This window comes from Streptomyces sp. NPDC033180 (genome assembly GCF_055577645.1).
This window is the reverse complement of record NZ_JBVIPU010000001.1, coordinates 1,237,946-1,257,896: the sequence shown is the minus strand read 5'-3', so window position 1 is coordinate 1,257,896 and position 19,951 is coordinate 1,237,946. Positions and strand designations below refer to the sequence as shown.

19 protein-coding genes, 2 tRNA genes and 1 pseudogene are annotated in these 19,951 nt (G+C 70.5%); 9 read left to right on the top strand and 13 right to left on the bottom strand.

The genetic code is table 11. The annotated features are described in order from the left end of the window. Window positions 1–18 precede the first annotated feature (18 nt). From ACZ5WE_RS05635 to ACZ5WE_RS05620, 4 genes are all read left to right on the top strand, one after another. Complete coding sequence (locus ACZ5WE_RS05635) at window positions 19–1,683, top strand: AMP-binding protein (RefSeq protein WP_467687225.1); 1,665 nt, start codon at window positions 19–21, stop codon at window positions 1,681–1,683. 195 nt (window positions 1,684–1,878) lie between these two features. Further along, window positions 1,879–3,180 (top strand): sensor histidine kinase, encoded by a 1,302-nt coding sequence (locus ACZ5WE_RS05630; RefSeq protein WP_467687227.1) that lies wholly within the window; start codon window positions 1,879–1,881, stop codon window positions 3,178–3,180. Continuing rightward, on the top strand, window positions 3,141–3,818 hold the full coding sequence (locus ACZ5WE_RS05625) for a LuxR C-terminal-related transcriptional regulator (RefSeq protein WP_467687228.1): 678 nt from the start codon (window positions 3,141–3,143) through the stop codon (window positions 3,816–3,818). The genes ACZ5WE_RS05630 and ACZ5WE_RS05625 overlap by 40 nt, the downstream gene beginning before the upstream one ends. Window positions 3,819–3,894: 76 nt before the next feature. Then, entirely contained in the window at window positions 3,895–4,176 is a 282-nt protein-coding gene (locus ACZ5WE_RS05620) for a hypothetical protein (RefSeq protein WP_344520321.1), read from the top strand. Here the strand turns inward: ACZ5WE_RS05620 and ACZ5WE_RS05615 are convergent. From ACZ5WE_RS05615 to ehuB, 7 genes and pseudogenes are all read right to left on the bottom strand, one after another. Beyond that, a pseudogene (locus tag ACZ5WE_RS05615) lies at window positions 4,151–4,408 on the bottom strand (MMPL family transporter); the annotation flags it as partial. The gene ACZ5WE_RS05620 and the pseudogene ACZ5WE_RS05615 overlap by 26 nt on opposite strands. A gap of 143 nt (window positions 4,409–4,551) precedes the next feature. Continuing rightward, window positions 4,552–4,625: transfer RNA gene (locus ACZ5WE_RS05610), tRNA-Lys, on the bottom strand. A gap of 61 nt (window positions 4,626–4,686) precedes the next feature. Then, on the bottom strand, window positions 4,687–5,445 hold the full coding sequence (locus ACZ5WE_RS05605; protein ID WP_467687230.1) for an IclR family transcriptional regulator: 759 nt from the start codon (window positions 5,443–5,445) through the stop codon (window positions 4,687–4,689). Between the two features lie 188 nt (window positions 5,446–5,633). Then, complete coding sequence (ehuA, locus tag ACZ5WE_RS05600) at window positions 5,634–6,449, bottom strand: ectoine/hydroxyectoine ABC transporter ATP-binding protein EhuA (protein WP_467687231.1); 816 nt, start codon at window positions 6,447–6,449, stop codon at window positions 5,634–5,636. Continuing rightward, window positions 6,439–7,086 (bottom strand): ectoine/hydroxyectoine ABC transporter permease subunit EhuD, encoded by a 648-nt coding sequence (ehuD, locus tag ACZ5WE_RS05595; protein ID WP_467687233.1) that lies wholly within the window; start codon window positions 7,084–7,086, stop codon window positions 6,439–6,441. Before ehuD ends, ehuA begins: the two co-directional genes overlap by 11 nt. Further along, window positions 7,083–7,811, bottom strand: coding sequence for an ectoine/hydroxyectoine ABC transporter permease subunit EhuC (gene ehuC / locus ACZ5WE_RS05590; protein ID WP_467687867.1), 729 nt, complete (start codon window positions 7,809–7,811; stop codon window positions 7,083–7,085). Before ehuC ends, ehuD begins: the two co-directional genes overlap by 4 nt. Before the next feature lie 2 nt (window positions 7,812–7,813). After that, window positions 7,814–8,743: an ectoine/hydroxyectoine ABC transporter substrate-binding protein EhuB gene (gene ehuB / locus ACZ5WE_RS05585; RefSeq protein ID WP_467687235.1), complete on the bottom strand. Its 930-nt coding sequence runs from the start codon at window positions 8,741–8,743 to the stop codon at window positions 7,814–7,816. Between the two features lie 97 nt (window positions 8,744–8,840). On the opposite strand from ehuB, the gene ACZ5WE_RS05580 reads away from it, so the two are divergent. Then, a complete protein-coding gene (locus ACZ5WE_RS05580; RefSeq protein WP_467687237.1) occupies window positions 8,841–9,341 on the top strand; it encodes a DUF3830 family protein in 501 nt (166 codons plus the stop codon). Between the two features lie 56 nt (window positions 9,342–9,397). Here the strand turns inward: ACZ5WE_RS05580 and ACZ5WE_RS05575 are convergent, their stop codons facing one another. Continuing rightward, on the bottom strand, window positions 9,398–10,801 hold the full coding sequence (locus ACZ5WE_RS05575) for an amidase (RefSeq protein WP_467687238.1): 1,404 nt from the start codon (window positions 10,799–10,801) through the stop codon (window positions 9,398–9,400). Window positions 10,802–10,844: 43 nt separating this feature from the next. Further along, window positions 10,845–11,801: a D-2-hydroxyacid dehydrogenase gene (locus ACZ5WE_RS05570; RefSeq protein WP_467687240.1), complete on the bottom strand. Its 957-nt coding sequence runs from the start codon at window positions 11,799–11,801 to the stop codon at window positions 10,845–10,847. A gap of 331 nt (window positions 11,802–12,132) precedes the next feature. On the opposite strand from ACZ5WE_RS05570, the gene ACZ5WE_RS05565 reads away from it, so the two are divergent. The 3 genes from ACZ5WE_RS05565 to ACZ5WE_RS05555 all read left to right on the top strand — a co-directional run bounded on the left by ACZ5WE_RS05565 (window position 12,133) and on the right by ACZ5WE_RS05555 (window position 14,972). Continuing rightward, a complete protein-coding gene (locus ACZ5WE_RS05565; RefSeq protein ID WP_467687242.1) occupies window positions 12,133–12,969 on the top strand; it encodes a maleate cis-trans isomerase family protein in 837 nt (278 codons plus the stop codon). 12 nt (window positions 12,970–12,981) lie between these two features. Next, window positions 12,982–13,719, top strand: coding sequence for a maleate cis-trans isomerase family protein (locus ACZ5WE_RS05560; RefSeq protein ID WP_467687244.1), 738 nt, complete (start codon window positions 12,982–12,984; stop codon window positions 13,717–13,719). Between the two features lie 155 nt (window positions 13,720–13,874). Beyond that, on the top strand, window positions 13,875–14,972 hold the full coding sequence (locus tag ACZ5WE_RS05555; RefSeq protein ID WP_467687246.1) for an LLM class flavin-dependent oxidoreductase: 1,098 nt from the start codon (window positions 13,875–13,877) through the stop codon (window positions 14,970–14,972). 14 nt (window positions 14,973–14,986) lie between these two features. Here ACZ5WE_RS05555 and ACZ5WE_RS05550 read toward each other — a convergent pair whose 3' ends face one another. Then, the gene (locus tag ACZ5WE_RS05550) at window positions 14,987–16,792 is read right to left on the bottom strand and encodes a putative bifunctional diguanylate cyclase/phosphodiesterase (RefSeq protein WP_467687248.1); all 1,806 of its coding nucleotides are present in this window, start codon (window positions 16,790–16,792) and stop codon (window positions 14,987–14,989) included. Window positions 16,793–17,119: 327 nt separating this feature from the next. Between ACZ5WE_RS05550 and ACZ5WE_RS05545 the strand changes: the two genes are divergently transcribed. Next, the gene (locus ACZ5WE_RS05545; RefSeq protein WP_467687250.1) at window positions 17,120–18,400 is read left to right on the top strand and encodes a M6 family metalloprotease domain-containing protein; all 1,281 of its coding nucleotides are present in this window, start codon (window positions 17,120–17,122) and stop codon (window positions 18,398–18,400) included. Between the two features lie 149 nt (window positions 18,401–18,549). On the opposite strand, the gene ACZ5WE_RS05540 is transcribed toward ACZ5WE_RS05545, so the two are convergent. From ACZ5WE_RS05540 to ACZ5WE_RS05530, 3 genes are all read right to left on the bottom strand, one after another. Beyond that, window positions 18,550–18,623 (bottom strand) — tRNA-Lys (locus ACZ5WE_RS05540). Further along, on the bottom strand, window positions 18,614–19,255 hold the full coding sequence (locus ACZ5WE_RS05535) for a bifunctional DNA primase/polymerase (RefSeq protein WP_467687252.1): 642 nt from the start codon (window positions 19,253–19,255) through the stop codon (window positions 18,614–18,616). The genes ACZ5WE_RS05540 and ACZ5WE_RS05535 overlap by 10 nt, the downstream gene beginning before the upstream one ends. Before the next feature lie 159 nt (window positions 19,256–19,414). Next, window positions 19,415–19,777: a hypothetical protein gene (locus tag ACZ5WE_RS05530; protein ID WP_467687253.1), complete on the bottom strand. Its 363-nt coding sequence runs from the start codon at window positions 19,775–19,777 to the stop codon at window positions 19,415–19,417. Between the last annotated feature and the right edge of the window lie 174 nt (window positions 19,778–19,951).

The window sequence follows — 19,951 nt, the reverse complement described above, 5'->3', positions numbered from 1 at the left end:
CAATTATGGTGCGCGGCCATGGAGTCCACCGGGAGCACCGTCGCGGAACTCGTACAGGCCCGCTGGGGCGATCACCGCCCCGGCCTGCGCTTCGAGGGCCAGGAGCTGACTCACCACCAGGTCGCGGCGGGCGCGGCGGCCAGAGCGGCGCTTCTGGCCGACCTGCTGCCGAGGGGAGCCGAGCCACACGTCGGCGTGCTGCTCGACAACACCCCCGAGTACCCCCTGTGGCTGAGCGCGGCGGCGCTGGCGGGCGCGGCCGTGGCGGGCATCAACCCCACGCGCAGGGGCGCGGAACTGGCCCGCGACATCGTGCACACCGACTGCCGGGTGCTGGTCACGGAACGAGCGCACCTCGCGCTCCTTGACGGCCTCCAACTCCCGGACGTGCGCGTCCTGGTGACGGACACGGAAGCGTACGGGGAGCTGTTGGCCCCCTACTCGGACGTGCCCCCGGAGGTATCGCCGGCGGCGGCCCCGTCGAGCCGGATGCTGCTCTACTTCACCTCCGGGTCGACCGGGGAGCCCAAGGCCGCCATCTGCACCCAGGGCCGTCTCGCGGCGGCGGGGCAGTCCCTCGTCACCCACTTCCGGCTCGACCCTGATGGCGTCCACTACATCTGCATGCCCATGTTCCACGGCAACGCGGTGATCGCGGACTGGGCGCCCGCGCTGGCGGTGGGGGCGGGGGTGGCGCTGCGGCGGCGCTTCTCGGCTTCGGCGTTCCTGGACGACGTGCGGGCTCATGGGGCCACCTACTTCACGTACGTGGGCAGGGCGGTGCAGTACATCCTGGCCACGCCCGATCGTCCTGACGACACGGAGAACCCCCTCCTGATGGGCTTCGGCACGGAGGCCGGTGCGGTGGACGCGGCACGCTTCGAGAAGAGGTTCGGGGTGCGGCTCGTCGAGGGGTACGGGTCTTCGGAGGGCGGGGCCGCGATCCAGCGAACGCCGGGTACGCCGGACGGGGCGATCGGGCGGGCGGCGCCGGGGGACGAGCTGGTGGTGGTGGATCCCGGCACGCGGGAGGAGTGCCCGTCCGCTGTCTTCGCTGCGGACGGCAGGCTGCTGAACGGGGAGGCGGCGATAGGCGAGTTGGTGAACAAGGGGCGCACGCCGTTCGAGGGGTACTGGCGGAACTCCGAGGCGGACGCGGCGCGGCTGCGGGACGGCTGGTACTGGACAGGGGATCTCTTCTACCGGGACGCGGAGGGGTTCCTCTACTTCGCGGGGCGTACGGACGACAGGCTGCGGGTGGACAGCGAGAACCTGGCGGCGGCGATGATCGAGAACGTTCTCGCGCGGTGGGAGGGGGCGGCGGCGGTTGCGGTGTACGCGGTTCCTGACCCTGTGGCGGGGGATCAGGTGATGGCCGCGGTTTCCCCCCGGGCGGGGGTGGAGTTCGACCCTCTCGCCTTCGCCGAGTTCCTCCTGTCCCAGCCGGATCTGGGGACGAAGATGGCGCCGCGTTTCGTCCGGGTGGTCGGGCGCATGCCGGTTACGGCCACCAACAAGGTGGCCCGCTCTGCTCTGCGCCGGGAGGGGTTTCGCTGCGGGGGGTCTGTGTGGTGGCGCCCCGGGGCGGGGGCGGGGGCCTACCGGCGGTTCACCTCAGCCGACGAGTCCGCGCTGCTGGCCCAGTACCGCGCCCAGGGCCGCGAGGGGCTGCTGCCGGGCTGATCCCGCTTTCACTGCCGAAAACCCTTCCCGCCCACCCGCCCGTTCACCCCGCATCCGACCTTGGACGAACAAGCTCTCCCGCCCACCCGCACGATTACCCCGCAACGATCAGCCGCAGTCGGCAGCGGTCGCCCCGCGGCCACCGGACGATAGCGAGGACGGACGTACCGGCGCGACCCCGCATACCGTGGCCCCATGGCCAGGGACAGTGTGTGGGTGAAGGGGCGGGGGTGGGCCTGTCTGCGGAGCCGTGCGCCCTGGAGAGGCGTGGTCTACCTCGTGGGGGGTGTGCTCCTGGGGGTACTGGTTCTTGTCGGTGGGGTGCTGGCCCTCCTGCTCAGCGCCGCCCTCGCCCTCGTACTCGTAGGGATACCCCTCCTCCCCCTCCTAGCCCTCACCGGCATCCCCGTCGCCGCCCTCGAACGCCGTCGCCTCCGCATCGTCGACCCCGCAGCGCCCGCCCCCACACCCCACCGCACCCCCGAAGCCCCCGGCATCCCCGCCTGGTTCACCCTGCGTGTCAAGGAGCAGGCCACCTGGCGCGAGCTCGCGTACGCCGTCCTGCTGGCCCTCGTCCTGTGGCCGCTCGACCTCCTCGTGCTCGCCTGCACCCTCGGCGCTCCCGCCCTCCTCGTCTGCGCCCCCATCCAACTGGCCCTCGACGGCGGCGAGATACGCGCCGCCAAGCTCTGGCTCGTCAGCGACTACCCGCACGCTTTCGCCCTGGCGCTCATCGGGCTCGTCCTGCTCGCCCCGCTGCTCTATCCCCTCGGCGCCTACGCCACCGCACGAGCCGCCCTCGCCCGCCTCCTCCTCGCGCCCCGCGAGGCCGAGCTGGCCACCCAGCTGGCCGAAGTGACCCGCTCCAGGGCCCGCCTGGTCGACGCCTTCGAAGCCGAACGGCGGCGTATTGAGCGGGACTTGCACGACGGGGCCCAGCAGCGGCTCGTCGCGCTGACCATGACCCTGGGCCTCGCCAGACTCGACGCCACGCCCGGCAGCCCCCTTGCGGCCCAGCTCGCCTCGGCTCACGACGAGGCGGGGAACGTCCTCACGGAACTGCGTGAGCTCATCCGCGGCATCCATCCCCAGGTGCTCGTCGACTACGGCCTCGCCGCCGCCATCGAAGACGCCGCCGACCGCTCTGCGATCCCCGTCGACACCGACCTGGCCGGCCTGCCCCGCCTCCCCGAACCCGTCGAATCCGCCGGGTACTTCACCACCCGGGAAGCACTCACCAACATCGCCCGCCACAGCGACGCGCCCCGCGCGCACATCAGCGCTCGACACGAGCAGGAGACCCTGCGCATCGTCGTGCGCGACGAGGGAAAAGGAGGCGCGGATCGCGCCCGCGGCACCGGCCTGACCGGCCTGGCGGACCGGATCGCGGTGCTCGATGGCACACTGACGCTCACCAGCCCGCCCGGCGGCCCGACCGTACTGTCCGTGGAGATCCCGTGCCGAGCCCAGCACTCCCAAGACCTCACCGCCGACTGAGGGTCGTCGTCGCCGAGGACAGCGTGCTGCTCCGGGAAGGACTCATCGGCCTGCTCGCCCGCTTCGGCCATGAGGTGCCGGCCGCGCTCGGCGACGCGGAAGGGCTGCGCGAGGCCGTCGAGGCACACGAACCGGACCTCGTCCTCACCGACGTACGCATGCCGCCCTCCTTCCAGGACGAGGGGCTGCGCGCCGCCCTCGCCCTGCGGGCCGCCCGGCCGAAACTTCCGGTCCTGGTGCTCAGCCAGTACGTGCAACGTTCGTACGCCGCCGAGCTCCTGGACACCGGCGACGGCACCGGCGTCGGCTATCTGCTCAAGGACCGGGTGGGCCAGGTCGAGCAGTTCGCCGACGCGGTGACGCGGGTCGCGGACGGCGGCACGGTCGTGGACCCGGAGGTCGTACGGCAGTTGATCAGGCGCCGCCGCGACCCCCTCGAACAGCTCACGCCACGCGAGCGCGAGGTGCTCGGCCTGGTGGCCGAGGGCAGGTCGAACGCGTCGATCGCCGCCGAACTCGTCGTCAGTGAGGCGGCGGTGGGCAAACACATCGGCAACATCCTCGGCAAACTGGACCTGCCGCCCGCAGACGGAACCCACCGCAGGGTGCTCGCGGTCCTTGCGTACCTGCGGGCCTAGGTCGGCTTCCGGCCCCCGCCCGCCGATCCTTGTAGTGGCCACCGGCCACCGCCCCGGTCCATTACGATCCTGAACCATGAGCACGTCAGACCAGATACGGGCAGGCCTCACGCCTCGCCAGGCCCGGCACATACGGATCGCCGCGGCCTCGGTGCTGATGGCCGCGGCGGCCGTAGTGCTCGCCGTACGCCTGGCGAGCCGGTCGTCCGTCCTGGTCGTGGGGGTGTACGGGCTGCTGCTCGTCCTCTGCGGTCTGGTGATCGAACTCAGCAGGCGCGGTCGGACCCGGCTCGGCAGCTACCTCCTCGCCGTCGGCCTGGTGGCCGCCCTGGTCATGGACTGGGTGGTGCTTGCCTGACCGCCTGGTCGACCGGTTCGGGACCGGCGGACGGAGCTTCCTCGCGGAGCCCGTACCGCTCATGGAGCCTCCGCAGCCTCCGCAGCTGCCGCGGCGCCCACCAGGCGCGGCGGCCGAGCAGCGGCATCGTCGCGGGGACGAGGAACATCCGCACCACGGTCGCGTCGATGAGCACCGCGAGCGTCAGGCCGAGCCCGATCTGCAGGATCTGTGAGAAGCCGCCGGTCATGAAGCCGCAGCGGCACCGCGGTCCCGGCGCCGAGGACGAACCCGGCCGCGCTCAGCTCGTCGCCTCCCTCGTCGGGGAACAGGAACTGGAGCGACACGGCGAACGAGAGAAGCCCCTCGCTTCCGCGAGGGGCTTCTTTCTGTCTGTGCGCCGCCAGGGACTCGAACCCCGGACCCGCTGATTAAGAGTCAGCTGCTCTAACCAACTGAGCTAGCGGCGCCTGCTGACTCGAAAATAATACCTGGTCCCAAAGGGTGCTCAGGACCGCCCGCGAGGCGTGTCTAGATCGCGAGCGAGAGCAGCACCGGCGCCGCCCCGCGGTTGAGCGTCTGCGCCGCTTCCCTCAGCCGGTGCGCGTGCTCCACCGGCAGGGAGAGCGCCAGGCAGCCGACCGCGGATCCCGCGGTGATGGGGACGGCGGCGCAGACCGTGCCGACCGCGTACTCCTGGAGGTCGAGGACGGGGACGGTCGCGGGCTGGGCGGCGAGGCTGTTCAGGAGGACCCGCTCGTTCGTGATCGTGCGCGAGGTGAGGCGGGCCATCTTGTGGCGGGAGAGGTGGTCCCTGCGGCCGTTCAGGTCGAGCTGGGTCAGCAGGCTCTTGCCGACCGCGCTGGCGTGCGCGGAGGAGCGGAAGTCCACCCATTCGTTGACCTTGGGCGTACGCGGGCCGTCCGCGAAGTCGGTGATCTTGATCTCGCCGTCCTCGTACCGGCTGATGTAGACGGCGGCGCCGATCGAGTCGCGCAGCCCGTCGAGCGTCATCTTGAGCTTGTCCCGCAGGGCCTGCTCGCGGCGGTGGGCCGAGCCGAGGCGGGTGAGGGACTCGCCGGTCACGTACGCACCGTCGGCCATCTGCTCGACGTACGCCTCGCGGCACAGCATGCGCAGCAGGGCGGCGAGCTGGGGCGCGGGAAGTCTGGTCTGCCGGGCGAGCTCGACGTCGGTGACGCCGCCGTTGTGCCGGGCGACGATTTCGAGCACCCGCAGGGCGCTCTGCACCGAGTGCTGCGGCGTGGTCGGCTCGTGCTTCAGCGCCACGGCTTCCCCCTGCGTGGAACGGTTCCGGACAGCTGGGCTCCGTCCCACGATAGCCGCCAAGAGGTCGACAGGGAGCGGCTGTTGACGAGATTGGTGGCGCGTTCCGGCTCTGTCAGCAGGAACGCGCCACCCTGGCATATGCCAGTGTCACCACCCAAGGCCATAGCCTGCGTGATTACGGAGCGCGTTCACAGGACTGCGCTGAGGAACTCCCGGGTCCGCTCGTGCTCGGGCTCGGTGAAGATCTTCTCCGGCGTCCCGGCCTCGATGACGCGGCCCGAGTCGAACATCAGGACCTGGTCCGAAATATCACGGGCGAAGTTCATCTCGTGGGTCACACAGAGCATCGTGATGTCCGTGGTGTGCGCGATGTCCCGCAGGACATCGAGGACGCCCGCCACCAGCTCGGGGTCGAGCGCGGACGTGACCTCGTCCAGGAGCAGCACCTGCGGGCGCATCGCGAGGGCGCGCGCGATCGCGACACGCTGCTGCTGACCGCCGGAGAGCTGCGTCGGGTACGCGTCGCAGCGGTCCCCGAGCCCGACCAGGTCGAGCAGCTCGCGCGCCCGCTGCTCCGCCTCGTCCTTGGGCAGGCCGAGGACGCTGACCGGCGCCTCCATGATGTTGCGCAGGACCTTCATGTTCGGGAAGAGGTTGAACTGCTGGAAGACCATCCCGATGTTCTTGCGGACCTCGCGGATGTGCTTCTCGCCCGCCGGCACGAGCTTGCCGTTCTTCTCCTCGTGCATGAGGTAGTTGCCGCCGACCTTGATGGTGCCCTGGTCGGGCTTCACCAGGGTCATCAGGAGACGCAGGATCGTGGTCTTGCCGGAGCCGGACGGGCCGATCAGCGTGACGTGCTTGCCGGAGTCCACGGAGAAGTCCAGCTCGTCGAGGACCGTGTTCGACCCGTAGCGCTTGACGACCTTGTCGAAGCGGATCAGCTCGCGGCCGTCGACGGCCGGGTTGGGGGTTTCCTGGGAAGTGCTGCTGTCAGCGGACAAGACGACGCTCCAAAGCTCGCAGAAGAAGAGAGGCCGGGTAGGCGATGACGATGAAGGCGATGCCCACGATGCTGATCGCCTCGTAGGTGAACGTCGCCTGGCTGTACCCCTGGGCCTGGCCCAGCATGTCGAGCGCGCCGATGGCGGCCATCTGCGGCGACTCCTTCAGCATGACGATCACGTAGTTGCCGAGCGCGGGGATCACCCGGCGCACGGCCTGCGGCAGGATCACCGCGGTCCAGGTGCGCTGCTTGGTGAGGCTGAGCGCGGTGGCCGCCTCCCACTGCCCCTCCGGTACGCCCTCGATGCCCGCCCGGTACACCTCGGAGGTGTACGTCGAGTAGTGAAGGCCGAGCCCGACGATGCCCGTGACGAGCGGGGACATGGACGGGCCCCACTCCGGCACCACGTAGAAGAGGAAGAACAGCTGCACCAGAAGCGGAGTGTTCCGGATGAACTCGGTGAACACCGTCACCGGCCAGCTGATCCACTTCTTGTCCGACCGCTGAGCGATGGCCCAGACCATGCCGAGCGAGAAGGCGATCAGGGTGCCGAAGAACAGCGCCTTGAGCGTGATCCACACGCCGTCCCAGAAGAGGGGCATGAAGTCATCGACGTTCTGCCAGTCCCAGTTCACTTGGCCCCCCCGCCGGTGACGACGTCGATCGACGACTTGGAGCGGATCCCGCTGAACAGACCCAGCTTCTCGGGAGTCTGTCCCACGCCCTTCTTGGCGTGCCGCTCAAGGAGGCGCATGCCGCGCGTGAGGATGAAGGCGAACACGAAGTACAGCCCGAGCAGCAGCGTGTAGATCGGCCCGCTGTCGGTCGTGACGAGACGGAGCAGGTCGCCGGCGAAGGTCATGTCGGCCACCGCGATGAGGGAGACGAGCGACGTGCCCTTGAGCAGCTCGATGAGCAGGTTGTTGAACGGCGGCAGCATCTCGGGCCAGGCCTGCGGCAGTTCGATGCGGCGCAGCCGCTGCAACGGCGTGAAGTTCAGGGCGATGCCCGCCTCGCGCTGCGCTGTCGGCACCGCGGCGAGCGCGCCGCGCACGATCTCGGACGCGTACGCCCCGTAGGTGATGCCCAGGGCGATGACGCCGGCGAAGAGCGGCTCGAAGCTGATCTGGAACAGCGCGGGCACCGTGAACGCGATCCAGAACATGAAGACCAGCGACGAGGTGCTGCGGAAGATCTCGAAGTACGTCCCGGCGAGGAAGCGCACGATCCACAGGCGGGACGTGCGAAGGACCCCGATGGGGAAGGCGATCAGGAAGGCGAGGGCCGCGCTGAGGAAGGTGACCTGCACGGTGATCCAGACGCCGGGCAGGAACCAGTTCTCGAAGAACTGCGACGACATCATCAGGAGGCTCCCTTCACCGGGGGGCACAGCTTCTCGGCCGTCAGGTCGGTCATCTCGGTCTCGGTGAACCCGAACCGCTTGACGACCCTGAGCAGTTCACCGCTCTCCTTCAGCTTGTGCAGCTCCTTGTTGAAGGCGTCCCGCAGGGTCTTCTCGGACAGCCTGAAGGCGAAACCACCCGCGCCGTAGGCCGGTTTGCCGTCGACAACCGGCTGGAAGGGCTTCGTGGCCTCCACCCGCGGATTGCCCTTGACCACGTCGCGCACGGTGACCGCGGTCCCGGCGAAGGCGTCGACCCGGCCGAGCGCGACGGCGTCGGCGCCCGCCACCTGGTCGGGCACCACGAGGACGGATTTCACGCCGTTCGCCTCGGCGGTGGTGATCTGCGCGTAGGCCGTACCGCTCGCCAGCTTCAGGCCCTTCTTGGCGATGTCCTCATATCTCTTGATGCCGTGCGGATTGCCCTTCTTCACGATGAAGGAGTCGAGCATCAGGTAGTCGGGGTCGGAGAACAGCACCTGCTCGCAGCGCACCGGGCTGATGTACATGCCCGCCGAGACCACGTCGAACTGCCGCGCCTGGGTCAACCCGGGGATCAGCGCGCCGAACTTGGTGGGCACCGCCTTGACCTTGGGCACACCAAGGCGAGGGAAGATCACCTTGGCGATTTCCGGCGCCTCCCCGGTCACCTCACCGTTCTCGTCGATGTATCCGAACGGGACCTCGCCCGCGACACCGATCCGGACCTCGCCGGCATCACGCAGCCGGTCCAGCAGATCTCCGCCCTCGACCTTCCCTTCCTCCGGTACCCGGCTGCAGGCCGCGCCCCCGAAAACCCCCAGTGCCGCCACGCCCGCTCCGGTGAGCAGAGAGCGGCGGCGTACTGCTTTGCCGATGAATCCCTCGTTGTTCCCAAGTGGTGGAGCCATGGGCGCGCGGCTACCCGACTCGACGCGAGATATGCGGGCCAATTTCAGCCCCTGATGCAATCGTTGTCCTCTTGACCCAGGGAGGAGCATGGGACACATGGCAGACCGATTCATCGAAGTCTCCCTCGCCAAGCGGGGAGTTCAGTGCACGGCAAAGCTGCTCGACGACCGGGCCCCGTTGACCTGCGCGGCGGTGTGGGAGGCACTTCCGCTCAGCGAGGACGTCTATCACGCGAAGTACGCCCGCAATGAGATCTACGCCCTCTTTCCGGCTTTCGCGGATCGCGAGCCGCCCCTGGAGAACCCGACAGTCACCCCCATTCCCGGCGACCTCTGCTATTTCTCCTTCAACGGGACACAGCTGGGCACGCAGGCCTATGGGTACGAACCGGCCGCGGACGTCAGGGCGGGCGCCACGGTCGTGGACCTCGCCCTCTTCTACGAGCGCAACAACCTGCTGCTCAACGGGGACGTCGGCTGGGTCCCCGGCATCGTCTGGGGTCAGGTGGTCGACGGCCTCGACCGGATGGCCGAGGCCTGCAACGACCTGTGGCGCGGCGGCGCGCAGGGCGAGACGCTGAATTTCCGCAGGATGTAAGAGAGAGCCGTCCGGCGATCGAGGACTGGGGGCCCGGGGGCGAAGCCCCCGGCTGCCTAGCTCGCAGCAGGCGGTGCGATGCCGCCGGCCCCCGCTTCGTACAGCGCGTGCGCGGCCCGCAGGACGAGTACGTCCGCGTGTCGCGCCCCCACGATCTGCACGCCGATGGGCAGTCCTTCCCGGTCGACTCCGCAGGGGACGGTCGCGGCCGGCTGCTGCGTCAGGTTGAAGGGGTAGGTGAACGGCGTCCATCCCGTCCACCGACGATGGCCGGAACCTTTCGGTACCTCCGCCCCCGCCTCGAACGCGGTGATCGGCAACGTCGGTGTGACCAGGAGATCGTACGTCTGGTGAAAGCGGCCCATGCGACGTCCGAGCTCCATGCGTACGTCAACCGCCGCAAGGTAGTCGAGCGCGCTGTACCGGGCGCCCTGCGCACAGATCTCGCGCAGCCCCGGGTCGAGCAACTCCCGCCGCTCGGGCGGCAGATGCTGGGTCACCCGTGCGGCGCCGCTGAACCACAGGGTGTGGAACGCCTCCACCGGGTCCGTGAGGTCCGGGTCGGTCTCCTCGACGTACGCACCCTGCGCGGCAAGGGACTCCACCGCCTGCCGCACCGCGGCGGCGACCGCGGGCCGCACGGCCACCTGGCCGCCGAGCGAGGGCGAGTAGGCGATGCGCAGTCCGCGTACGCCGCCTTCGATACCCGCGCCGAAGCTGTCCGCCACCGGGCCGAGCTGCGACCAGTCGCGCGGGTCGGGGCCGCTGATGACGTCCATCACGAGCGCCGCGTCCGCCGCGTCCCGCGTCATGGGCCCGACGTGTGCCAGCGTGCCGAACGCGGAAGCGGGGTACAGCGGCACCCGTCCGTACGTCGGCTTCAGCGCGAAGATTCCGCAGAAGGCGCCCGGGATCCGTACCGAGCCGCCGCCGTCCGTGCCGAGCGACACCGGCGCCGCGCCGAGCGCAACCGCCGCCGCGCTGCCGCCGCTGGAGCCGCCCGCGGTGCGCGAGGTGTCGTACGGATTGCGCGTGATCCCGCTCTGCGGGCTGTCCGTGACGCCCTTCCAGCCGAACTCGGGCGTCGTCGTCTTGCCGATGAACACCGCGCCGTGCTCACGGAGCCGCGCCACCGATGGCGCGTCCTCGTCCCACGTCCCTTCCCTGCGAATGGTCTTGGAGCCCCGCAGCGTCGGGCCGCCGCGCTGCAGCAGGATGTCCTTCACCGAGACCGGGACCCCCTCGAGCAGCCCGCGCGGTTCACCGCGCCGCCACCGCTCGGCACTCGACTCGGCCTGCGCGATGGCCTCGTCTGCGTCGACGCGCACGAAGGCGTTCACCGCGGGCTGCACTTCCTCGGCCCTGCGCAGAGCCGCACGTGTCGCGTCGACCGGACTGCATTCGCCCTTGCGATAGGCCTCGACGAGTTGTACCGCGGTGAGATCCGTGAGCTCGGTCATGCACGCTCCTCAAGTGGGCGGGAGGGGAGTGGCTCGGGAGTGATCAATTCCCGGGTACATACCCACGTTTCTTGTCGACCACGTTGGAAAGGGGCCGCCCGGCCGCCCACTCCTCGTACAACTCGACGAACTGAGTGCCCAGTTCATCGCGCCAGCCCACCGTGTCGCCGCTCATGTGCGGGGACACGAGGAGACCCGGTGCCGTCCACAGCGGACTGTCCGCGGGCAGCGGCTCGTGCTCGAAGACGTCGAGCGCCGCGCCCGCGATCCAACGCTTCGACAGGGCCGCCGCGAGATCGTCCTCCACGACGAGCGCGCCGCGCCCGATGTTGATGAAGCGCGCCGACGGCTGCATCATCCCGAAGCGCCGCGCGTCGAACATGCCGCGCGTGTCGTCCGTGAGCGGCGCCGCGCACACCACCCAGTCGGCGCGCGCGATGAGCCGGTCCAGTTCGTCGGGGCCGTGGACGCCGTTGCGCGCGCTGCGCCCCACCAGGGCGGTGATGATCCCGAGCCCCTTCAGCATGCGGACGATGGCGTGTCCGATCGGCCCCGAACCCACCACGCACGCGCGCGTACGGGCGACTCGCTGCGTTTCGCGGTGCTGCCAGGCGCGCTCGCCCTGGAGCTGGAGGGTGCGCGGCAGATCTTTGGCCATGGCGAGGACGAGAGCGGCCACGTACTCGGCGATCGGCTGGTCGAAGACGCCGCGGGCGTTGGTGACCAGCGTGTCGGACTCGGCGAGCTCCGGGCACATCAGGCGGTCCACGCCCGCGCTCGCGGTGTGCACCCAGCGGGGCCGCTGCCCCTCGCCCGGCCAGGCGGCGCGCACCGCGTCCGAGAGGAAGTCCCAGACCAGCAGCACGTCGGCGTGGGGGAGTTGGGCCGCCAGAGTGTCCGCGTCCGCGTGCAGGATCCGGGCACGCCCGGTGAGGCTGCCGAGACGGGGTGGCGGGGCGGGGGACGGGGCGTCAAGGACTAGAACGGTTGTTTCGGACATCGGGTCCTTCGTCGATTCGGAGGTCGATTCGGACATCGAGGAGAAACCGTTTCGCAATGAGAGTCCGCTTCCCTGAGTTCTGTGTCGGCCAGAGCCGTCTGAGATGCGCGGATTGACCACGCTCGCACCTGAAACTACCTTCGTCAACAGAGGTGCTCTATCACAAGCACCCCATGGCTGAGTACGCTCCGTATGAGGTCATAGCACGCTCTGTAGCGCTTTCTTCGCGCCTTCTGCCCCGTCCCGACGTCCCGGCGCGTCGCCGGTTCCGCATCTCCCGGCCCCCGGCCGGTCCCTCCAATGCACGCACGCACGAACTTGGGGCCTGCTCATGGACGTCTCCTTCCTCGGCGGACCACACCCTCAACGCGGTGTAGGTGTCGTCGCCCCTTTCGACTTCGCCCTCGACCGGGAGCTCTGGCGCTGGGTGCCGGACGAGATCTCCCTCCACCTGACCCGTACTCCGTACGTCCCCGTCGAGGTGAGCCTTGACCTGGCACGACTCGTCAGCGAGCACGAGACGCTCGGCGAGGCGGTTCGCGCGCTGAGCGCCGCCGAACCCGAAGTCCTCGCGTACGCCTGCACATCGGGCAGCTTCGTCGGCGGCATCGCGGGCGAGCGCGCGATGTGCGAGGCCATGAACCGCGAGGGCGCGGTCTCCGCCGTCACCACCTCGGGCGCGCTGCTCGAGGCGCTGGAGGATCTGGGCGCGCGGCGCATCGCGCTCGTCACGCCCTACACCTGGTCGGTGACCCAGTCCCTGGAGCACTACCTGGGCGAAGCGGACGTGTCCGTCACCGGCCGCGCCTACCTGGGCCTGACCAGGCACATCTGGAAAGTCCCCTACAAGGACGTGGCGGAGATGGCGCGGCGGGCGGTGCTCGGCGGGGCCGACGCGCTCTTCATCAGCTGCACCAACCTCGCGACGTACGACGTCATTCCGCAGCTGGAAGCGGAGCTGCGGATGCCGGTGATCTCCGCGAACCAGGTGACGATGTGGTCCGCCCTGCGCCGTCTGGGTACGCATGCGGTAGGGCCCTACCAGGCGCTGATCAATCCGAGTGCGAGGCCGGGCGCGGGCCCGGTCGCAGGGCCGGGCGAGCTGCCCGGTGTCGTACCGCTCGATCCGCCCCAGGGTCTGCCCGAAGGACCACCAACGCTGCCTTGAAGGAGGCTGGAAGTGACCGCACTTGGTTTCCTCTATCCGGGTCACTCGGCTGAGGACGACTACCCCCGCATGGAGCAGATGCTGGGGAGTGATGTCCGGCTGCAGGTCGTCCACACCGACATCGGCGAGGACGCGCACCGGGTCGACGCACTCCTGGAGATGGGGTCGCCGAAACGGCTCGCCGCCGGGGTCGAGGAGCTGCGCCTGTCCGGGGCGGAAGCGGTGGTGTGGGCCTGCACCAGCGCGAGCTTCGTCTTCGGCTGGGAGGGCGCGCACGACCAGGTACGCGCCCTGGCCCGGTCGGCCGGCCTGCCGGCGTCCAGTACGTCCTTCGCGTTCGCCCACGCGGCACGTGAGGTGGGGGCGGGCCGGGTCGCGGTCGCCGCGACCTATCCGGAGGACGTGGCGGGGCTCTTCGCCGCGTTCCTGAAGGCGTCCGGCGTGGAGGTCGTCTCGACGCAGGGGAACGGCATCATCACGGCGGCGGAGGTGGGGACGTGGGGCTGGGAGCAGGTCAGGGCCATGGCCCACGCCGGCGACCACCCCGACGCGGAGGCGCTCCTGCTGCCCGACACGGCGCTGCACACGGCGGCGTACATCCATGACCTGGAGCAGGACCTCGGCAAACCGGTCCTGACGGCGAACCAGGTCACGGTCTGGGAGGCCCTGCGCCTTGCGGCCCGCAGGGTGAACGCCCCGTCCCTGGGCGCACTCTTCACGAAGGAGCCGGTGGTGCAGGTCCGGGACTAGCCCGCGGGGTGCGGGCGCGGGGCCGTACCGGTATGTCCGTATCGGTCAGGGACGCCTCGGCGGAGGAGGTTCACCCCGGGGAATAAAACGGAGTAAGCCTCCTGTTGGACCGCGGAGTAGGAAACACGCACCGCGCAGCAGGAGGCAGGACCCCCGTGACAGTGGACCCGAGCGACGACATCCGCGGCGAGCGGCACGGCAGTGCGCCGGTCCCGCTCTCCGTGCTCGACCTGGTGACCGTGGGCGCGGGGCGGACCGCCACCGATGCCCTGAAGAAGAGCGTGGAGATCGCCAAGCTGGCGGAGGGGCGCGGATACCACCGCTACTGGGTGGCAGAGCACCACTCCATGCCGGGAGTGGCCTCCTCCTCCCCGGCGGTCATCCTCGCCCACCTCGCCGCCCACACCGAGCGGATCAGGCTCGGATCCGGCGGCGTCATGCTGCCGAATCACGCCCCGCTGGTCATCGCGGAGCAGTTCGGCACCCTGGAGGCCATGGCCCCGGGCCGCGTCGACCTGGGCCTGGGGCGCGCTCCGGGCACGGACGGCGCGACCGCCGCCGCGCTGCGCAGGACGGACCGACTCAACGAAGGCGCCGACGACTTCCCGCAGCAGCTCGCCGAGCTGACCCGTTTCCTGGACGACGACTTTCCCGACGGACACCCGTACGGCCGTATCCACGCCGTCCCGGGCCCGGTCCAGGCCACCTCACCCGGCGGCGTCCAGTCCCCGCACCGCCCGCCCCTGTGGCTGCTCGGCTCCTCCGGCTTCAGCGCCCGGCTCGCGGGAGTCCTCGGTCTGCCCTTCGCCTTCGCGCACCACTTCTCCGCGCAGAACACGATTCCGGCCCTCGACCTCTACCGGGAGTCCTTCAAGCCGTCCGCCGTTCTCGACGCCCCCTACGCCCTCATCGGCGTCTCCGCGTTGGCCACCGACGACGAGAACGAAGCCCGGCGGCAGGTCCTCGCCGCCGCGCTGAACATGGTCAGGCTGCGGACCGGGACGCCGGGGCTCGTCCCGACTCCCGAGGAGGCCGAGGCGTACGCATTCAGTGAGATGGAGCGGGAGTTCATCAACAGCTGGAACTCCAACGTCATCCACGGCACCGCCGACCAGGTCCGCACCGGCCTCGACGACCTCGCCAAGCGCACGGGCGCCGACGAGATGATGATCACGGCGAACGCGCACAGCGGCGAAGTGCGTCTGCGCTCCTACGAGTTGATCGCAGACGCTTACGGGCTGCCGCGCGCGTAGCCGCCAGGGAGCCGTCAGCCTGCCGCGAGCAGGGCGGAGATACGATCCGGCGCCACCGGGCGGGAGTACAGCCACCCCTGCCCGGTGTCGCAGCCGATCCGCCGCAGCCGCGCCGCCTGGGACGTGGTCTCCACGCACTCCGCGGTGACGGTCAGGCCGAGCCGGTGGGCGAGTTGCACCAAGGCCTCGACGATGACCTCGTCGGCGGGGTTGATGTGCGCCTCGCCCGCATCCGCGTCGTACTGGAAGCCGCGTACGAAGGAACCGTCCAGCTTCAGGACGGAGACCGGAAGACGGCTCAGGTACGCGAGGTTCGAGTACCCCGTGCCGAAATCGTCGATGGCGATCCGCACCCCCATGTCGCTGAGCGACTGGAGGGCCTGCAGCGGCCGGCCCGCCGAGCCCATCACCGCCGACTCGGTGAGCTCCAACTGGAGCAGTTCGGGGGAGAGTCCGGTCTCGGCGAGGATGTCCGCGACGTCGGTGACCAGGTCCGAGTCCCACACCTGGCGCACCGCGACGTTGACGCTCACGAACACCGGCGGCCGCTCCGGGTGATCCAGCTGCCACTGCCGGGCCTGGCGGCACGCCGTCCGCAGCACCCAGCGGCCCAGCTGCACGATCGAACCGTCCTCCTCCGCCAATCCGATGAACCGATTCGGCGTCAGCAGCCCGAAGCGCGGATGCTGCCACCGCACCAGTGCCTCGACCCCCCGCACACCGCCGTCCTCCAGGCGCACCAACGGCTGGTAGTCCAGGAGGAATTCACCGCGGTCGACGGCCGGGCGCAGTGAACTCGACAGCGTCTGGCGGGTCATGCGGTGGGCGTTGCGCTCGGGGTCGAAGAGAGTCCAGCGTGCCTTGCCGTCCGACTTCGCCCAGTACAGCGTCGTGTCGGCCGCCTGCATCAGACAGGTCGTGGTCGTCCCGGCCGCGCGCCGCTCCACCACGCCGATCGACGCCGAGACCGAGAGCCGCTGCCCCGACAGGTCGAAGGGGTCCTGCAGCGCCTTGAGCGCCGCGTCGGCGAGGTCGGCAAGCTGGTCCGTGCCCGTCGAGTCCTCCACGAGCAGCGCGAACTCGTCGCCACCGAGCCGCGCGACCAGCGGCGCCGACGTCCGGCCGTGGCCGGCCTCGTCGGCGCACCGTGTGAGCCGCTCCGCGACAGCCGCGAGCAGCCGGTCGCCGACCCGGTGGCCGAGGGTGTCGTTGACCGCCTTGAACCCGTCGAGGTCCAGATAGCAGAGCCCGATCCGGCCGGTGCCCGTGTCGTCGTACGCACCTGCTTCGAGCGCGGCGGCGAGCCGTTCGAAGAACAGGCTGCGGTTGGGCAGCCGGGTCACGGGGTCGTGCATCTGCAGATGCCGCAGCCGGGCCTGGAGCTCGCGGCGGGCGCTGATGTCGGTGGCGGCGAGCAGCACCGTACGCCCGCCGGGCATCGGCGAGACGGTGACCTGGACCCACAGCGAGTGCCCGTCGGGGTGTTTCAGGCGCCGGGTGCAGCGCAGCTTCGCCTGGCGGCCGCGGAGCACCTCGCGGTACGCGTGCCAGGTGCGCGCGTCCGACGCGAGGTCCACCAGATCGGCGGCGAGACGTCCCGCGAGCTCGTCCGGGGTGGCGCCGAGCAGCTCGGCGAGCGCGTCGTTGGCATCGACGACGAGACCCTCGCCGTCCACGACGCCGAGGGCGAGAGGGGCGGCGGCGAACGCGGCTCGGTGGTCGGGCCGCTGCCCCGGATGGCGACGCTCCGTAGTGGGCACCCTGGCGAGGTCGGGTGCTGTGACCGCTGTGGGCGCTTGGCCTTCAGACGTTCCGTTCACCACTTGCTCCCGCAGTGCAGTTGTTCGGCGAGGCCGGGCCCGCGCAGGAAAGTGTGCCGATCATAGGGGCTGGCCCGAGGGCGCATCCAGCCACAGAGCGGTGCCGCGTGGCGGCCGCGGTGGGCATAGGACAGGCGCATGCCCGGCGCGGATGTGGCACCCACCCGGCGGCAGATCGTTTCTGCTCGCCCGTGCACTGCTTCCTTTACGCCTCAATCTGTCCGGCGACAACTTGTGACGTTCCGTGAGCGCTCCGGGAGTGGCGCGTCACCCGACTGGGGCAGACAAACAAGGCGTAATGGATAAAAGCGTCACAGGGTGGGTGGGATGCCCCGCAATCCGCACCCGGAGGTCGACGTGCCGCGTCAGCTACCCCCCTGGGGACTCACCCGTGGAGGGGAGAGACCCCGGTTGCGCAGCACGGCCGCCGCCCTGACGTCCCTGACCGCGCTCGCCGCCACGGGGCTCGTCGCGGGCCCGGCCATCGCCGAGACCCCGGCGGTCCCTTGCGCACTCCAGCGCACACCGGCGCATCACTCGGAGGGTCTCGACACCTGGAACGGCGCCTATACGCGCCCCGACCGGGCCCTCGACGCGGTGATGGTCTTCCTCTCCTTCCCCGACTCCCCGCCCCAGACCTCCCCCGAGGAGCTGGCGGCCGACTACTTCCCCGCCACCAGCCAGTTCTTCGACCGTGCCTCCTACGGCAGATTCGCCCTGCGCCCGCACCCGCAGCGCGAGTGGGTCGAGATGCCGGACGACTCCGGCTCGTACGCCATACAGCGCGACTGGAACGCCTCCCGGCGCAGCGCCTACCTGCGGGACGCGGTGGACGCCGCCGATCCGCACGTCGACTTCTCGCGGTACGACGTCGTCTACTTCGTCGCCGACCCGGACGCGCCCGGGGTGAACTCGGACGCGACGAAGGTCGTCAATTTCGACCGGCCGATGCGGGCCGACGGCGCCGACATCAAGCGCATCGTCACGGTCTTCGAGCGCCACCCGCCGGACCGCAACGTCCTCGCCCACGAGACCGGCCACGTCTTCGACCTGCCCGACCTCTACCACCGGCCGACGGACGGCAAGGGCGACTGGGACACGCACGTCGGTGACTGGGACGTCATGGGCAGCCAGTTCGGGCTCTCTCCCGACCTCTTCGGCTGGCACAAGTGGAAGCTCGGCTGGCTGGGCCACCGGCAGGTGGAGTGTGTGGAGGGCGAGGGACGGCGGCTGACTCTGGAACCGCTGTCGAAGCGGCCCGCGCGCGGGGGCGTCGGCGGCACCAAGCTGGCGGTCATCCGCACGGGCCGCGGCAGCGCGATCGCCGTCGAGGGGCGCGGCGCGACGGGCAACGACCGCGCGACGTGCACCGAGGGGGTGCTCGTCTATCGCGTACGCAACGAGGCGCCGTCCGGTGGCGGCCCGGTCGAGGTCCTCGACGCCCACCCGGAGTCGGAGGCGTGCTGGGGCGACTCGGTGTATCCGCCGCTCGCGGACGCGCCGGTGGAGGCGGGGGAGAGCTTCACGGTGCCGGACGAGGACGTGCGCGTCGAGGTCGAGGGGCGGACGGCGACGGGGGCGTGGACGGTGAACGTGTCGGTGGGGTGAGGACGGTGAACGTGTCGGTGGGGTGAGGGCCGCGGTGTCGCCGCGGGCATGCGGGCGTGCGGGCATCCGGGCGTGCGGGGCATGCGGACATGCGGACATGCGGGCATGAAAGAAGCCCCTCGCTTGCGCGAGGGGCTTCTTTCTGTCTGTGCGCCGCCAGGGACTCGAACCCCGGACCCGCTGATTAAGAGTCAGCTGCTCTAACCAACTGAGCTAGCGGCGCCTGCTGACGTCGTAGACCTTAGCACTCTGATCGCCGCCAGGAAAAATCGATATACGGACCGCGGAGCCGGCCGCCGCACGGGCCGCGCGGACGCAGGCCCAGAGCGCGACCTCGGGCCCGGGAAGCCAGGGATGCCGCGCATCGGGGGCCACCAGCCAGCGCGATTCGAGGCGGCCGGAGGGTGCGGTCTCCCGGGTTTTCGCGGTGAGTGGCGGCACCGTCACGGCGTCCCCCGTGCCGTGGCAGAGGATGCCGGGCACGGCCCGGCCCCACTCCTCCCACTCGAGCAGCGAGGGCAGCCGCTGGGCGGTCCCGGGAGCTGCGAAGAGCAGCACGCGGCCGCGGTGCGCGGCGACGGGGCCCGAGCCGGGGCCTTCGTTCCATAAACGGTCGAGCATCCGCCGGCCGAAGACCGCGGGGACGCTCACCACGTCGAAGACGGAGCCGCAGGGGAGGACGGCGGGGGCGGTGGGGCGGCTGCGCCAGTGGGTGAGAGTGCTGCGGGGATACGTTTCCGCAGAGGCGAGCCAGGCGGCTCCCTCGGTGGTGACGTCGGAGATGTCCTGGACGCGGGCGGGGAGGGAGACCGGGGAGGCCGGGGCGGGGTCCGGGTGGAGACGTGTGCTGCTCATGGCGACTACATCTACCGGTGGTGAGGGTTCCATTTCTGGGAGTTGCCAGAAATCGGGACAACAGGGGGTGGGAGGGAGTACCTTGCCGTCGTGGCATATGCCCCGTGATCTTCGCTGGGGCGCTGGGGCGCTGGGGCGCTTGGCGCCCTTCCGGCGCCCTCAGGCCTCCGGGCCGCCGCCCGCACCGGCCCCGCGCAGGAGATCCCGCCCGAACTCGACCATCTTCTTCGCGTAGTCCTCGGTCCACTGCGCGCGCTCGGCGATCGCGGCGGGCGTCAGCCGGTCGAAGCGCCGGGGGTCGGCGAGCTGGGCCGCCGCGATCGCCTGGAACTCGACCGAACGGTCCGTCGCGGCACGGAAGGCGTGGGTCAGCTCGGTGGCGCGGGCCAGGAGCTCCCGAGGGTCCTCCATCGACTCCAGGTCGAAGAAGTGCTCCGGGTCGGCGACGGCTTCCGCGGGCTCGAAGAGCAGGGGCGCGGGTCGCAGACGCTGCTCGGTCCGGGGCCGCTCGGGCTCCGCCATGGTTCATCCTCCTCGTACGGTTTCCGGCCGTGGGGCCATCTTCCATTCTCCCTTGCCGCGCAAGGGGGCCGCGGCCCCGGCCCTGGGCTCAGGGACGCCACGTCACGCGGTGCTCGGCGAGGCGGGCGCTACTGGTGGCGTGTGGTGTGTTCCGGGGGTCATGGCCGCCAGGTC